Below are 16,113 nucleotides of genomic sequence, written 5' to 3' on the forward strand. Positions count from 1 at the left end.
CCGCAGCCTCCGCTCCCCCGCTATCCGCCTCGGGCCGGGCCGCCACCGATGCGTACGGTGACGGCCCGGCCCGGTGGCGGTATCAGCTCCGCAGCCAGGCCGCCGCGTCACTGGGCAGCAGGCCGGAGCCGTCCAGCGGAGCACTGGTCAGCAGCACCTCGGTGTGGTCGGGGAGCGGCACCGGAGCCCCGGACAGGTTGACGGCGCAGATCAGGCCGTGGGCCCGGGTGAAGGCGAGCACCCCGGGTTCCGAGGGCAGCCAGTTCAGCCGGCCGTCCGCCGTTTCCGCGGCGGCTGCGGCGAATCCGGGTTCGCTGCGGCGCAGACTCAGGGCTTCGCGGTACAGGTTGAGCATCGAGCCGGGATCGCGGTTCTGGCGATCGGCGGCGTACGACGGCCAGGAGGCCGGCTGCGGCAGCCAGGGTTCGTCCGCGGACCCGAATCCGGCGTGCGGTTCCTGTTCGGCCCACGGCAGCGGCACCCGGCAGCCGTCGCGGCCGGGGTCGATCCCGCCGGAGCGCAGGTGCATGGGGTCCTGGATCCGCGCCTGCGGGATGTCGGCTTCCGGAAGGCCGAGCTCCTCGCCCTGGTACAGGTAGACGGCGCCGGGCAGTGCGAGCGAGAGCAGGGCGGCGGCCCGGGCCCTGCGGGTACCGAGTTCCAGATCCGTGGGGGTGCCGAAGACCTTGGCGGCGAAGTCGAACCCGGTGTCCTCGCGTCCGTACCGGGTCACGGTGCGTGTCACGTCGTGGTTGCACAGCACCCAGGTCGCGGGGGCGCCGACCGGCGCGTGCTCGGCGAGGGTGTCGTCGATCGCGGTACGCAGCAGCCGGGCGTCCCAGGGGCAGGCCAGGAAGTTGAAGTTGAAGGCGGTGTGCAGCTCGTCGGGCCGCAGGTAGCGGGCGAAGCGCTCGGAGTCGGGAAGCCATACCTCGCCGACGAAGATGCCCTCGTACTCGTCGGCGATCGCACGCCAGGCGCGGTAGATGCCGTGGAGTTCGTCGCGGTCGATGTACGGGTGGGGGTCGACGCCCTTGGTGAAGTCCGGCAGTGCCGGGTCCTTGGCCAGCAGGGCCGCCGAGTCGATGCGTACGCCCGCCACTCCCCGTTCGAACCAGAAGCGCAGTACGTCCTCGTGCTCCTGGCGGACGGCCGGGTGTGCCCAGTTGAGGTCGGGCTGCTCGGGAGCGAACAGGTGGAGGTACCACTGGCCGTCGTCGAGCCTGGTCCAGGGGGTGCCGCCGAATTCGGACACCCAGTCGTTGGGCGGGATCTCACCGTTCTCACCGCGTCCTGGCATGAAGTGGAAGAGATCGCGCTCGGGGCTGCCGGGGCCCGCCGCGAGAGCCGCCCGGAACCAGCTGTGCCGGTCGGAGACGTGGTTCGGAACGATGTCGATGAGGGTGCGTATGCCCAGTGCACGGGCCTCGGCGATCAGCTTCTCGGCTTCGGCGAGATGACCGAAGGCGGGGTCGATGACGCGGTAGTCGGCGACGTCGTAGCCGCCGTCGGCCAGGGGCGAGAGATACCAGGGGGTGAACCAGAGGGCGTCCACACCCAGCTCCACGAGGTAGGGCAGCCTGGCCCGTACTCCCGCGAGATCGCCGGTGCCGTCTCCGTCGCCGTCGGCGAAGCTGCGTACGTAGATCTGGTAGATGGCGGCGTCGCGCCACCAGGTTGCGGTGGCCTCGGTCGGACGGATGGCTGCCACGTGGCGTTCCTTTCGGGCAGGTGGTACTCCGCCGCCGGCCCCGGACACGGGGCGCGTGGTGGGATGGCCGGCGGCGGAGTGCTGGTGGGGGGCGGCAGGGGTGCTGCTGGGGTCTTCCGTCCGGATCAGGCGGGATCGTGATCCGGACGAGAATCCCTAGCCCTTGAGGCCGCCCGCGGTGAGACCGCTCATGATGTTGCGCTGGAAGAGAAGGAAGATCAGCAGCGTCGGGACGGACGCGATGGTGAGCGCGGCGATGAGGACGTTCTCCGGGACTCCGCTGGCCAGGGAGTAGATGCCCACGTTGAGCGTCTGCTTGCTCGGGTCGGGCAGGGTGAGCATCGGCCAGAGGAAGTCCTTCCAGACTCCGACGACGGCGAAGATGGAGACGACGCCGAGGATCGGCCGGGAGATCGGCAGCACCACGGAGCGCAGGGTGCGCAGGGGTGAGGCTCCGTCGATGGCGGCGGCGTCCAGCAGTTCGCGTGGGATCGAGTCGAAGAACCGCTTCAGCAGGAAGATGTTGAAGGCGTTCGTGACCGACGGCAGCCAGATCGCCCACGGCGAGTTGAGCAGGTTGCGCTCAAAGATCGGCACGTCGAGCACGGTGAGGTACTGCGGTACGACGAGGACGGTCGCCGGGATCATCAGGGTGGCGAGCATCATGCCGAGAATGACCTTGCCGAAGACCGGCCGCAGCTTGGAGAGCGAGTAGGCGGCGGCGACGTCGAAGATCAGCTGGAAGGCCAGCGCGCCGAACGCGTAGTACAGGGTGTTGAAGAGCAGCCGGGACAGGTCCATCACGTTCCACGCCTGGGAGTAGTTCTCCGTGTGGACCGAGGTGGGGAAGGCCGTGGGCGGGCTCTGTACGACTTCCTGCGTGGTCTTGAGCCCCCCGGTGACCATCCAGTACAGGGGCCCGAGGAATGCGATGGTGAAGGCGGCGATCACCACGGCGAAGATGACCCAGTAGAGGACCTTGCCGCGGGGGCGGCCCAGTTGGGCGGGCGAGATCAGGGTCCGCTGGCGGCCGAGGTCCGACTCGCGGGGGCCTCCCCTGCGCCCGCCGGTACCTCGCCGGGAGACAAGCGTGTTCGATGCCATCCTCGTACTCCCGTCCTAGTCTTCGCTGTTGCGGCTGAGCCGTACGTACACCGCGGAGAAGCCCGCGAGTACGACGAGCAGGACGAGTCCGAGAGCCGCCGCGCTGCCGTAGTTGTTGAAATTGAAGGCGTACTGGTAGATGAGGTAGACGACCGTCGTGGTGGAGCCTTCGGGACCCGCTCCGTTGGTGAGCAGGAAGGGCTCTGTGAACACCTGCATCGTCGCGATGATCTGCATGAGCAGCAGCAGCGACAGGATGAGCCGGGTCTGCGGAATGGTGACGTGCCAGATCTTGCGCAGCAGTCCGGCCCCGTCGAGTTCCGCCGCCTCGTACAGCTCGCCGGGGATGCCCTGGAGCGCGGCGAGGTAGATGAGGGTGGCTCCGCCCATGTTCATCCAGGTCGCCGCGATGACGACGGAGAGCATGGAGGTGTCGGGGTCCTGGAGCCATTGCTGGGCGGGGAGATGGAGGAATTCCAGGATCCGGTTGAAGAGTCCGTAGCCGGGGTCGTAGAAGTACTTGAAGAGCAGTACGGAGGCGACCGGCGGCAGCATGACCGGCAGGTAGACCAGCAGCCGCAGGTATCCCTGCGCGTGCCGGAACTCGTTGAGCACGACGGCGATGACGAACGGGACCGCGAAGCCCAGCACGAGGGCCAGGACGGTGAAGAGCAGGGTGTTGCGCCAGGCCTGCCAGAAGGCCGGGTCGTTGAAGACGTAGCTCAGGTTGGACCAGCCGGCCCAGGTCGTGCGTCCGTCCTCGGTCTTCTGGAAGGCCAGGAAGAACTCCCGGACCATCGGGTACCAGGAGAAGAACGAGAAGCAGAGGACCGCGCCGATCAGGAAGCCGTGCGCGGATATGTTGCGGCGCAGGGCGCGCACGAACTCCTCGCGGGGGAAGTCCGGCCGGGCGGGGCGGGGGTGTCCGGGCGGTGGCGGGCTCGCCTTGCTCGTGGACAGGGTGGGGGCCGACATGGTGTCTCCTCGGTGCCGGTGCAGTCGCTCGCAGTCGGACGGTCGGGATTGCGGGGCCGGGTCCGCGTGACCCGGCCCCGCGCGTCCGTTACTGGTTCGCCAGAACCTGATTGACCTGCTGCTCAGCGGTGGAGAGCAGCTTGTCGATGTCGGCGTCCTTGTTGGTCAGGACTCCAGACATCGCGACGTCGAGGATCTTGTAGATCTCCTGGGCCTTCGGCGGCTCGGCCTTGCCCTGGACGGGGTTGTCCATGAAGGCCTTGAAGTTCTCGATGGGCATCGTCGCGTTGGCGACGCGACTGGCGTCGTCCTTGGCCTTGCTCTCACCGGTGAAGAAGTTCGGCTGCGGCAGCCCGACGGGCAGCTGGTCGGCCTTGGTGCGGGCCCAGTCGAACTGGCCCTTGCCGGGCGAGAGGTTCTTGAAGTTCAGCCAGGCGACGGCCGCCTTGATCTTGTCGGGCGAACTGCCCTTCTTGATCATGTAGTTGTTGCCGCCGAAGAGGGTTCCCTGCGCGCCGGGGATCGGACCGATCCCGAAGTTCTCGTACTCGGCTCCGAGTTGCTGGACCATGTACGCGATGTCGTCGGGCGCGGCAAGGAACATGCCGAGCTTGTCGGTGGATATCTGCTTCTGCAGATCGCCCCACTTCAGCAGCTGGGTCTGGCCCATGCTGTTGTCCTTCCAGCGCATGTCGTGCAGCTGCTGGAGGACCTGCTTGCCCTTCTCGTCGTTGAAGGCCGCCTTATTGCCACTGGCGTCGACCACGTCACCGCCGAGGCCGTACTGCGTCGCGGCGAAGTGCCACCCGCCGTTGTTGCCCGCGCTGTACTCGCCGAAGCCGGCGATGCCCTTGCCGAGCGCCGCGATCTTCTTGCTCGCCGCGCGGACCTCTTCCCAGGTCGAGGGCGGGGTGTTCGGGTCCAGGCCGGCCTGTGTGAACAGCTTCCGGTTGACGATCAGGCCCATGGTGTAGTTGCTGGTCGGCAGGGCGTAGAGCTTGCCGTCCTTGCGGGCCACGTCGAGCACCTGGGGCTGGATGTCCCTGAGTGCGGGGACGGACTTGTCGGTGACGTACGCCGAGATGTCCTCCGCCCCGTCGTTGTCCAGGACCTGCTGCAGGTCGGTGAAGTAGGCGTAGAACACGTCCGGCTGCGACTTGCCCTTGAGCATCGCCGTGAAGCGCGGCGGCTCCAGGCACTGTCCGGGCGTGGACTTTCCGTTGATCGTGACGTTCGGGTAGATCTTGCCGAACGCCTTGATGTCCTCTTTCCACTCGCGCAGCTCCGCGGCCTTCGCGGCCGGCGGCATGCAGTCGATCGACAGCGTCACCTTGGCCTTCGGGTCCAGCGGTGCTGACGGATCGGACGAGCCGCTGCCGGAACCGCTCTTGTCGTCGTCGCTGTTGCTGCTGCTCGTGCCACAGGAGGCAAGGGCAGTCAGCGCGAGCGCGGTGACGAGCGCGGCGGCGGAGGTTCGACGTGTGCGAGAACGGCGGAACCCAGCACTTCTCATCGGTGGTCCCCTTCGGGCATGAGCATGGAAGGCCCTCGGCGAACTCTCTGCCGGGGCGCGGCTTACTCAACCACCGCCGACATGTGAACGCAATATCTCGCGCAGTTTTCGTAAATGTTTGACAGCCTTCCGCATCCGAAGCGTGACGCGCCCGGTGACGCACCCGCCGCCCCGGACTGCGATCCGTCCCGCGGGGCCGTCAGGTGTACGCCTGCGCGGTCGAGCCGCGGACCACGAGCTCGGGCTCGAAGAGGAGCTCGCCCGGCGGCACGGTGCCGCCCTGGATCAGCGCGGAGAGCAGCTCGACGGCCGCCCGCCCCATCGCCTCGATGGGCTGACGGACCGTGGTCAGCGGCGGTTCGGTGCAGTTCATGAAGGCGGAGTCGTCGAAGCCGACGACCGAGACGTCCGAGGGGACCCTGAGGCCCCGCCGGCGGGCGGCACGAACGGCACCGAGCGCCAGCGGGTCGCTGGCGCAGACGATCCCCGTGACACCCCGCTCCAGCAGGCGCGAGGCCGCGGCCCGGCCGCCCTCGAGCGAGAACATGGACCGCTCGATGCGCTCCTGCGGGAGCGCTCCCGCGACGGCGAGCGCGGCGGCGAGTTTGCGCCGCGAGGGGACGTGGTCGGAGGGGCCGAGGACCAGGCCAATGCGCTCGTGCCCGAGGGACACGAGGTGCCGCCACGCCTGTTCGATCGCGACGGCGTCGTCGCAGGACACACAGGGGAAGTCGAGCCCTTCGATGGGTGCGTTGATCAGCACGACCGGGATGCGGCGCTCGGCGAGCCGCCGGTAGTGGTCGTGCGGTTCGTCGGCCTGCGCGAAGAGTCCTCCCGCGAAGACGACTCCGGACACCTGCTGCTGGAGCAGCAGTTCGACGTAGTCGGCCTCCGAGACGCCCCCCTTGGTCTGGGTGCACAGCACGGGCGTGAGCCCTTGCTGTGCGAGGGAGCCGCCGATCACCTCGGCGAACGCCGGAAAGATCGGGTTCTGCAACTCGGGCAGGACGAGGCCGACGAGCCTGGCCCGCTCGCCGCGCAGCTGGGTCGGCCGCTCGTATCCGAGCACGTCCAGTGCCGTCAGCACCGATTGGCGGGTCGTCCGCGAGACTCCGGGCTTGCCGTTGAGCACCCGGCTGACCGTGGCCTCGCTGACCCCTACCTTCTGTGCCACCTGGGCAAGTCGTCGCGTCATGACCGCAACGCTAGCGCAACTCATGCAAGTCACCGACTTATCGCCGCAAAGAGTGTACGCAGGCGGGGGTGCCTCGCGGAAGTCGCGAGGCACCCCCTCATCCCTACTCCTTTCCCGTGGAACCCTCTGGGTCCTCCGTACCTCCCAGGCCCCCTACGGGTTGATGTTGATCTTGAACGTGGAGGTGGTGTTCCTGACGTCCACGGCGTTGCCGCTCAGCTTCAGCCCGTTGAACGTGACCTCGCCGACCGCCGGGCCCTGGCCCGTCTCCGGCATCTCGTTGGCCCAGAGACCGAAGCCGGACTTCGCGTCGAACGCGTCACCGCTCTTGCGTGCTCCGGTGATCGAGATGTAGGTGAGCACCGTGTCCTTGATCGGGAACTGGGGCTGTCCACCGACGTAGTTCGTCTGGAACATGATCCCGCTGTACGTCGGATCGACGATGTCCACATGGGAGATCCGGATGCCCTGGAACACCTTGGAGGCCGAGAACAGCCAGATGCCCGGGAAGGTCTGCGACCCCCAGAAGTGTCCGCCCGACCGCACGATCGACACGTTCTCGATCGCCGTGGGGCCGGTCCCGAAGCCGTTCATCGGATAGCCGAAGTCCAGCGAACTGACCGTGATTCCGGAGTAGACCAGGGTGTCGGCGATGTGGATGTTGCGGAAGGTGTTGTCGTACCCGCCGTACACGGCCACACCCGCGGCACGCCAGGTGAGGATGGACGTCAGGTTCTCGTACACGTTGTTCTTCATGTCCGCGCCGCCGCCGTCGATCGCGGAGAACAGCGCGAAGCTGTCGTCCCCGGTGGCACGCGCCTCGTTGTTGGTGACGTGGTTGTCGGTGGATCCGTTGGTCATGTTGACGCCGTCGGCGAACATGTTGCGGATCCGGGAGTTCTTGATGGTGACGCTGTCGGTGTTGGCGCCCCAGTAGAGGCACACCATGTGCTCGTTCCAGATGTTGTCGATCACGATGTCCGAGACGTTGGAGAAGTCGAACACCTTGCCCGGCCCGTCGATGCGGGAGGTGTAGTTGCCGAAGTACGCGAAGTTCGAGAACGACGAACCCTTCGCACTGGCCTCCGCACGGAACCCGATGTCGGTGTTGTCCTGTGTGGACGGGGCGTGGAAGCGGGTGTACCAGGGTCCCGCGCCGACGACCTTCACGGCCTTGCCGTAGACCTGGAACTTGCTGGCGGTGGAGTAGTCACCGGCCGGCAGGTAGACGCCCACGAGGGTGCCCGTGGTATCCATCCGGACCTTGTCCAGGGCGTTCTGGACGTCCTGGTGGGTGAAGCCGGCGGGCACGGTGTACGTGGCCGGGTTCGGGTTGGCCACCTGGGCGACCTGCTCCAGGCTGACGAAGTCGATCGCGTAGGTGCTGGTGTTGGCTGTGTCCTTCTGCAAGCGGATCTTGCTGCCTGCCGGGACGGTCCTGCCCAGCATGAGGTTCGCCTCGTCGTAGATGTGCCGGGGCGCTCCCGAGCCCGGGGAGTTGCCCGGTCCCGTCTCGTTCCCGTACAGCCACGCGTACTTCGACGTGAGGTCGATGGCCTTCAGGAAGGTGCCGTCCACATAGACGTTCAGTTTCGACCCGATGCCGCCGCCACCCGCGGAGTCCGGGATGGAGAACCGGGTGACCAGGGTGTTCGTGGACGCCCGGGTGGTGAACTCGACGTAGTTGCCCGTGCTGTCGAGGGTGACCGCCTTGCGCCCGGACGCCTCCCCTGCGACGTCGCCGACGGTCCTGTTGGGACCGACCACCTTGGCGCCTCCGCCCGCGACGCCGTCCTCGGCCTCGTACATGTCGTACGGCATGTCGGCGCCACGTCCGACGAACAGCGACTCGGTGCGGGTGTTGTTCTCGCGCTTCACCGGAAGCTCGTTGGCGTCGTCGGCGACCACCACCTTCACCGTGTACGAGCCGTTGGCGGCCGTCCAGGTGCCGAGGGAGACCGGCGCCGTCGTGGAGCCCGCCGCGATGGCGCCGCTGTGCGCGCCGGTCAGGGTCTTGACCGTGGCTCCCTTGGAGTCGACCAGAGTCAGGGTGATGCCGTGGCTGCCGCTCGCGGAGGCCACGGTGCCCTGGTTCCTGAGGGCGACGGAGAAGGCCACGGTGTCGCCCTCGGAGGGGGCGGACGGGGCGGTGGTGACCGCGTTCGCGACGAGGTCGGAGCTGGAGACCGGCTTCACGACCAGCGGGGAACTGCTGGTGAAGCGGTTGTTGGTCTCGTTCTCCTCGATGATCTCGCCCGCCGGGTCGACGACCGCGCCCAGTGTGTAACTGCCCGCGTCGCGCGCTCCGATACCGGCGGTGACCTGTACGGACGCGCCGGCGGCGAGAGCGCCCACCGATGCGGTGGCGACCTTGGAGCCGCCCAGCTCGAAGTCGAGCCTGCCCGCGGGAGCGGCTAGGGCGCCCGTGTTGCGTACGGTCGCCGACAGGGTGATCTGGTCGGACTCCACGGGAGCGGCCGGGGAGGCGCCGACTGCCGACACCTGCAGGTCCGCGTTGGGGGCGGGAGCGCCCATCACCCGGAACTCGGCGACCTGGCCTGCCGGGGCCCCGGTGTTGGAGGTGAACTTCAGCTGGACGTCGGCGACCCTGGCCGTGACCGGGATCGTCACCGTGTTGCCGCTCGCCGGGTCGAACGCGTAGTTCCTGGCCGCGGCCAGGCTCGTGAAGGACGTGGCGTTCTGCTCCCGTCCGAGCACTTCGATGTTCTGGGTGCGTGCGCCCCAGCTGCTGTCGGGGTTGAGCTTGACGACGACGCTCTCGGTGTCTGCGTTGGAACCGAGCTTCACGGTGAGGGTGTGGGGGTAGCTGCCGCCCGCACCCTCCCAGTAGGTGGTGACGGAGTTGTCGTTGGCGTTCGCCGCGACGAACGTGTGGACCACCGACGAGGCGGTGATCGGCTTGGAGACGGCGAGGTTGGACGCGGCGTTCGTGGAACCGTTGCGGGTCACGGAGTTGCTCGCGACGGATATGTTGCCGGCCGCGTCCTTGGCGCGCACCACATAGGTGACCGTGGTGCCGGCCGACTGGGTGTCGGTGTACGTCGTGGTGTCACCGGCCACGCTCCTGCGGAGCACGTTGTTGGCGTAGATGTCGTAGCCGGTCACGCCCTTGTTGTCCGAGGACGCCTGCCAGGTCAGCCTGATCTGTCCCGCGGACGGCTCGGTGAAGGCCAGTTGCGAGGGTGCGGTGGGTGCCTGCGTGTCGCCGGAGGTGCCCTGGCGGGTGACGGTGTTGCTGTTGCCCGACTCATTGCCCGCCGCGTCCCGGGCCCGTACGTGGTACGAGACGCTCTCGCCGGCCGGCCGGGTGTCGGTGAACGTGGTGACGTTGCCCGCCACGCTCGTCAGCAGTGTGTTGCCGGCGTAGATGTCGTAACCGGTGACACCCGTGTCGTCCGAGGAGGCCTTCCAGGTCAGCCTGATCTGCCCGGTGGCCGGCTCGGTGAAGGCCAGGTCGGCCGGGGCCGTGGGCGCCTGGGTGTCGCCGGTCCCGGGGCCGTAGACCTCCAGTTCGGAGACCTGCCCGGCCGGCTGGACCGAGTTGGCGGTGACCAGCACCCGTACGTAGCGGGTGGTGGTGGCGTCGAAGGAGATCGTCGCCGCCTGCCCGCCCGCGGCGTTGAAGGTGTACGCCTTGGAGGCGGTCAGGTCACTGAATTCCGACCCGTTGGCACTGCCCTGGATCTTCAGTGTCTGGGTCCGCTGCTCCCAGCCGTCGGGCAGCCGCAGCACGACCCGGTCGACGCGGACCGAGGAGCCGAGGTCCGCCTGGATCCACTGCGGGAGGGCGTTGTTCCGGCTCTCCCAGTAGCTGGCCCTGTTGCCGTCGTTGCCGTTGGCCGCCACGTACACCTCGGTGTGGCTGCTCGCCGTGAGGGTCCTGCCTGCGGCGAGGTCGGCCGACGACTCCTCGGCCTCACGGACCTCCAGTTCGGCGAGCTGGGCGTTGCGTCCCGCCGTGTTGGCCGTGATGTTCACCCGTACGAAGCGGGTCTTCGTGGCCGGGAAGGGGATCGTCACCTTGTTGGACGTACCGGGGCTGAAGGTGTACGTCCCCGAGGTCTTCAGGGTGGCGAAGCTCGTGCCGTCGGCGCTCCCCTGGATGGAGAGGGTCTGCCTTCTGCTCTCCCATCCTGCGGGAAGCTTCAGCGTCACCTCGTCGATCCGGGCATCCGGGCCGAGGTCGGTCTGCACCCACTGCGGAAGTGAGCTGCCGGATCCCTCCCAGTACGTCGACTGGTTGCCGTCCGTCACGCTCCGGGCGGCGTGCCCGTCGCCCGTACTGCTCGCCGCCGCGGCCCTGCCCGCGGCGATGCTGGGGCCGTCGGCCGCCGAGGCGGCGAGCGACGGCCATCCGATCATCAGAAGACTGGTGGTGACCGCGGCGGAAACAACCCGCCATCTCCAGCGTGTGGCTCTCATTGGTCCCCGATCTTCGGCCTCGGCGCGAAGCGCACCGAGGGCGCGGCTCTGTCTGCTCGGCTCGGTGACACCTGTTTCTGCGCTCACTGAGCATGAGTTTTGCGTTTTGCGGTCAGAGAATTGCAGAGAACTGCGAGAGCGTCCACCGTTGGGACAGAACCGAGCGATCCGGATCGAGAAGCGATGGGAGCACAAGCACCGTGCTTTCAATGAGATTTGGGTGCGACCGGAAGGAAGCCTCAGAGACCGCAAGGAAGCGCAATCAACGCAAGCTGTTTGCGCACAATGGAAAGGCGCTGCAAAGTGCCTGCTCCACGGCACAGCACGGAGCAGGGCCCGCATGTGCGGACCCCGCTCGGTGGAGGCGGATCAGTGTGCGGCCGGGACGGGGGTCAGAGGCCGCCGGTGTACAGAAGCCGGTCGGGCGAGCCGGTACCCAGATCCGTCAGCACGTCCGTCGTGGCCTGGCCGGCCATCCAGTCGGAGACCTCCCCGGGAGTCGCGGCAGGGTTCTGCTCCAGATAGAGGGCGGAGACGCCGACGACGTGCGGGCTGGACATGGACGTTCCGCTCAGCGCGGTGGAGCCGCCGCCGAGCCTGGCGGAGACGATGTCGACCCCGGGGGCGTACACCTCCACGCAGGTGCCCCAGTTGCTGAAGTCCGCCTGCCGGTCCTGGTTGTCGCTGGCACCCACGGCGAGCACCTGGTCGGCGCCCGCCGGGGAGACGTCGCAGGCGTCCTGGTTCTCGTTGCCCGCCGCGACGACAGGCAGGATTCCCAGCTCGGCCAGTCCGTCGAACGCGTCGTCGACCGCCGCGGACGAGGGTCCGCCGAGCGACGCGTTGACCACGCTGGGCGGCTCGGCGTTCTCGGCGATCCAGTCGAGCCCCGCGATGATCCCGGCCCAGGTTCCCGACCCTTCACAGTTGAGCACCCTGACGGGGACGAGCGAGGCGGAGCCCGCGACACCGTACGTCGCGCCGGCGACCGTACCGGCCACATGCGTGCCGTGGCCGTTGCAGTCCTCGGCGCCCCGGCCGTCGCCGATGCCGTCGTAGCCTTCGCCCACCCGGCCGCCGAACTCGCTGTGGGCGGCCTCGATGCCGGTGTCGACGATGTAGGCGGTCACGCCGGCACCCGTACCGGCCGCGTTGTACATGGAGTCCAGCGGCAGGGCCCGCTGGTCGATCCGGTCAAGCCCCCAGCTTGTGGCGGCCGCACGGGCACCTGCCGTCTTCTTGGCGGGCGGCGGTGCGAGCGAGGCCTCGCTGTTCTCCTCCACGGCCTGGACGCCTGCCGTTCCGCGCACCTTGTCCAGCTGGGCGGGGGTGAGCGAAGCCGCGAAGCCGTGCAGGACCTTGCTGTACGTGAACAGCGTGGCGACCCCGAGATCCTCGGTCATGGCATCAGCCGTCTGCGCGGACGACAGGGTGACGATGTACTGACCGGGCACGGCCCGGGACGACTTCTGCACCGGTACGAGACGGTCGCCGGTGTCGGCCGTGGCCGGGGTGGTGCCGATCAGCGGGGCGATCAACAGTAGAGCGGCCGGGGCCCAGTGGGCGCGCAGGCGCATGCGTTCTCCCTTGACGTGGAGGATCCGGTCGCGGACCAGGACAGGCCCGCGAGGTGCGAACACCTGACCTTTCGTCCACATCCCGGGCGCGCCTTGAGTCGCGTCAGCCGGACAGCGCAAAGATCGGTACCGGGGCAGGCCCATTTGGCCGATCACGTGAAAGGTTTCAACCTGCTTCTGCGGGCGAACGTAAACCCCCTCCCCTACGGACGTCAATGCCGCACACAGCAGGCTTTCAATCATCAAGCCAGAAAGACCTCGATCGCGAACGAACCCTTGACAGGGACCGGACACAACTCTAGCTTCACAGGACTGAAACGATTCATCCCCGCGTCGTTACGGAGCCGAGTTGTGATCAGCAGAAGACGACTGCTCAGCACCACCGCAGCCACCGCGGCGCTCGCCGCGGTGTCCGCACCAGCCGCGCACGCTGCCGGACCGGCGCGGGCAGCCGCCGGCCGGGCCCGTGTCACCGAGCCGACCGTCGAGTACGTGCGCCATCCTCTCGGTCTCGACACCCCGCGTCCGAGGCTGAGCTGGCCGGTCGCGTCGGAGGTCCCGGGCCGGACCCAGACCGCGTACCAGGTGCGGGTCGCCACCGCCCCGGAACGCCTCACGAAGCCCGACGTCTGGGACAGCGGCAAGGTCGAGTCCGACCGGTCGGTGCTGGTCCCGTACGCGGGCCCGGCGCCGGTGTCCCGTACGCGCTACCACTGGTCGGTGCGTGTGTGGGACTCCGGCGGGCAGGTCTCCGGGTGGAGCGAGCCGTCCTGGTGGGAGACCGGGCTCCTGGCCGAATCGGACTGGTCGGCAGGCTGGATCGGCGCGCCGGCCGCGCTGACCGCTGCGCCCGCTCTGGACGACGCCTCGTGGATCTGGTTCCCCGAGGGCGATCCGGCCGCCGGTGCGCCCGCGGCCACCCGCTGGTTCCGGGGCCGGGTGGAGGTTCCGGCCGGTGTCACCCGCGCGCGCCTGGTCATGACGGCCGATGACGGGTTCACCGCCCGGGTCGACGGCGTGGAGGTGGCGCACACCGAGGCGGACGGCCCCGCCAACAACTGGCAGCGGCCCGTCCTGAGGGATGTGACGGACCGGCTCTCCCCGGGCGTCCACGTGATCGCCGTGTCGGCCACCAACGCGACGGAAGGACCCGCCGGACTGCTCGGCCTGCTGGAGGTGACCACCGCTGACGGTGTGGTCACCCTGGCCACCGGCGCAGACTGGCGGACCACCGACAAGGAGCCTTCGGGGGACTGGGGGTCCGGTACCTACGACGACAGGGCGTGGTCCGCCGCCAAGGTCCTCGCCCCCTGGGGTTCCGGGCCCTGGGGCCGCGTCCAGGTGGCGCACTCCCCCGCCACCCAGCTGCGCAGGGAGTTCCGGCTCGGCCGCAAGCGGGTGGCGCGCGCCAGGCTGTACTCGACCGCACTCGGGCTGTACGAGGTGTTCCTCAACGGTCGGCGGGTCGGCGAGGACCGGCTCGCACCGGGCTGGACCGACTACGACAAGCGGGTCCAGTACCAGACGTACGACGTGACCGGACTGCTCGCACCGGGCGGGAACGCACTCGGGGTCACGCTCGCGGCAGGCTGGTACGCCGGAAACATCGCCTGGTTCGGCCCGCATCAGTACGGCGAACAGCCTGCCGTTCTTGCCCAGTTGGAAATCACCTTCACGGACGGCTCGACCGATCGGGTGGTGTCGGGGACCGACTGGCGCGCCGCGACCGGGCCCGTCACCGGCGCCGATCTCATGGCGGGCGAGGAGTACGACGCCCGACTGGAGACCGACGGCTGGACGCGGGCCGGCTTCGACGCGTCGGGGTGGCTCGGCGCCGATCGGGTGGACGACGTCACGGCGGCACTCGTCGCCGAAGTGGACGGGGCATGTCGTGTCGAGCGCGAACTGACGGCACGTGAGGTGACCGAACCGGAGCCCGGTGTGTTCGTGTTCGACCTCGGCCAGAACATGGTGGGCACCCCGCTCCTCACCGTGTCGGGGCCGGCCGGCACGACGGTGCGGCTGCGGCATGCCGAGGTCCTGAACCCGGACGGCACGATCTACACGACCAACCTGCGCACCGCCCGTGCCACGGACACGTACACGCTCAAGGGCGGCGGCCGGGAGACGTACGAACCCCGCTTCACCTTCCACGGCTTCCGCTACGTGGAGGTGACGGGCTATCCCGGCCGGCCGGGTCCCGACGCGATCGTGGGCCGTGTCATCCACACCTCGGCACCGTTCACCATGGACTTCACGACCGATGTGCCCATGCTCAACCAGCTCCACAGCAACATCACCTGGGGGCAGCGCGGCAACTTCCTCTCCATCCCGACGGACACCCCCGCGCGGGACGAGCGCCTCGGCTGGACCGGTGACATCAACGTCTTCGCGCCCACCGCCGCGTACACGATGGAGTCGGCACGCTTCCTCACGAAGTGGCTCCACGACCTGCGCGACGACCAGGTCGCCGACGGCGCGTTCCCGAACGTCGCCCCGGACCTTCCGGGTGTCGGCAGCGGTGCGGCGGGCTGGGGAGACGCCGGGGTGACCGTACCGTGGGCCCTGTACCAGGCGTACGGCGATGTGCGGGTCCTGGAGCAGTCCTGGTCCTCGATGCTGAAGTGGCTCGAGTACCTGGAGGCACACAGCACCGGGCTGCTGCGGCCCGCCGACGGCTACGGCGACTGGCTCAACATCGAGGACGAGACGCCCAAGGACGTCATCGGCACGGCGTACTTCGCCCACAGCGCCGACCTCGTCGCCCGCATCGCCGAGGCGCTGGGCAAGGACCCGGCGCCGTACCGGAGCCTCTTCGGCCGGGTGCGCGACGCGTTCCGGGCCGCGTACGTGACGGCCGGCGGACGCGTCAAGGGCGATACACAGACGGCCTACGTACTTGCTCTGTCCATGGATCTGCTGACGGAGGGCGACCGAGGGCCGGCGGCCGACCGGCTGGTCGCGCTCATCGAGGCGAAGGACTGGCATCTGTCGACGGGGTTTCTCGGGACCCCGCGGCTGCTGCCGGTGCTGACCGACACCGGGCACACGGATGTCGCCTACCGGCTGCTGACGCAGCGCACCTTCCCGAGCTGGGGCTACCAGATCGACCGGGGCGCCACGACGATGTGGGAGCGGTGGGACTCCATCCGGCCGGACGGCAGCTTCCAGGACGCAGGGATGAACTCCTTCAACCACTACGCGTACGGCTCCGTGGGTGAGTGGATGTACGCGAACATCGCGGGCATCGCACCGGGGAGCCCCGGCTTCCGGAAGGTCGTCGTGCGACCGCGTCCGGGCGGCGGAGTGACGCAGGCCGAGGGCCGGTTCGACTCCTTGTACGGGCCGGTCACGACGCGCTGGAAGACGGATGCGGACGGCTTCGCGCTGAGGGTCGTCCTGCCTGCCAACACGACCGCCGAGGTGTGGATTCCGGGTGGCGACGAGCGGAGCGCCGGCCAGGCCTCCGCGAGGTTCCTGCGCCTGGACGACGGATGTGCGGTCTTCGCCGCCGGATCGGGCACCCATCAGTTCGCCGCCTCCGCCTGACAGGGATCACCCCGGCGCCCTGTAGGACGGAAACTGTCCTACAGGG

General features: G+C 68.7%; 8 protein-coding genes. 1 reads left to right on the forward strand and 7 read right to left on the reverse strand.

All coding sequences use genetic code 11. The features are described from left to right. Nucleotides 1–82: 82 nt before the first annotated feature. The 7 genes from OG844_RS03150 to OG844_RS03180 form a co-directional block, all read right to left on the reverse strand. On the reverse strand, nucleotides 83–1,711 hold the full coding sequence (locus OG844_RS03150) for a glycoside hydrolase family 13 protein (protein ID WP_406387943.1): 1,629 nt from the start codon (nucleotides 1,709–1,711) through the stop codon (nucleotides 83–85). A gap of 156 nt (nucleotides 1,712–1,867) precedes the next feature. Further along, nucleotides 1,868–2,815: a carbohydrate ABC transporter permease gene (locus OG844_RS03155; RefSeq protein WP_351176996.1), complete on the reverse strand. Its 948-nt coding sequence runs from the start codon at nucleotides 2,813–2,815 to the stop codon at nucleotides 1,868–1,870. A 15-nt stretch (nucleotides 2,816–2,830) separates the two neighbouring features. Further along, complete coding sequence (locus tag OG844_RS03160) at nucleotides 2,831–3,790, reverse strand: carbohydrate ABC transporter permease (RefSeq protein ID WP_406387944.1); 960 nt, start codon at nucleotides 3,788–3,790, stop codon at nucleotides 2,831–2,833. A gap of 88 nt (nucleotides 3,791–3,878) precedes the next feature. Then, nucleotides 3,879–5,303 (reverse strand): extracellular solute-binding protein, encoded by a 1,425-nt coding sequence (locus OG844_RS03165; protein WP_406387945.1) that lies wholly within the window; start codon nucleotides 5,301–5,303, stop codon nucleotides 3,879–3,881. 199 nt (nucleotides 5,304–5,502) lie between these two features. Next, nucleotides 5,503–6,498, reverse strand: coding sequence for a LacI family DNA-binding transcriptional regulator (locus OG844_RS03170; protein WP_406387947.1), 996 nt, complete (start codon nucleotides 6,496–6,498; stop codon nucleotides 5,503–5,505). Nucleotides 6,499–6,651: 153 nt separating this feature from the next. Beyond that, nucleotides 6,652–10,941, reverse strand: a complete 4,290-nt coding sequence (locus OG844_RS03175) for a discoidin domain-containing protein (protein WP_406387948.1) — start codon at nucleotides 10,939–10,941, stop codon at nucleotides 6,652–6,654. Between the two features lie 392 nt (nucleotides 10,942–11,333). Further along, nucleotides 11,334–12,518: a S8 family serine peptidase gene (locus OG844_RS03180; RefSeq protein WP_406395983.1), complete on the reverse strand. Its 1,185-nt coding sequence runs from the start codon at nucleotides 12,516–12,518 to the stop codon at nucleotides 11,334–11,336. A gap of 351 nt (nucleotides 12,519–12,869) precedes the next feature. On the opposite strand from OG844_RS03180, the gene OG844_RS03185 reads away from it, so the two are divergent. After that, nucleotides 12,870–16,067: an alpha-L-rhamnosidase gene (locus OG844_RS03185; RefSeq protein ID WP_406387950.1), complete on the forward strand. Its 3,198-nt coding sequence runs from the start codon at nucleotides 12,870–12,872 to the stop codon at nucleotides 16,065–16,067. Nucleotides 16,068–16,113 lie beyond the last annotated feature (46 nt).

Source organism: Streptomyces sp. NBC_00887 (assembly GCF_045207585.1).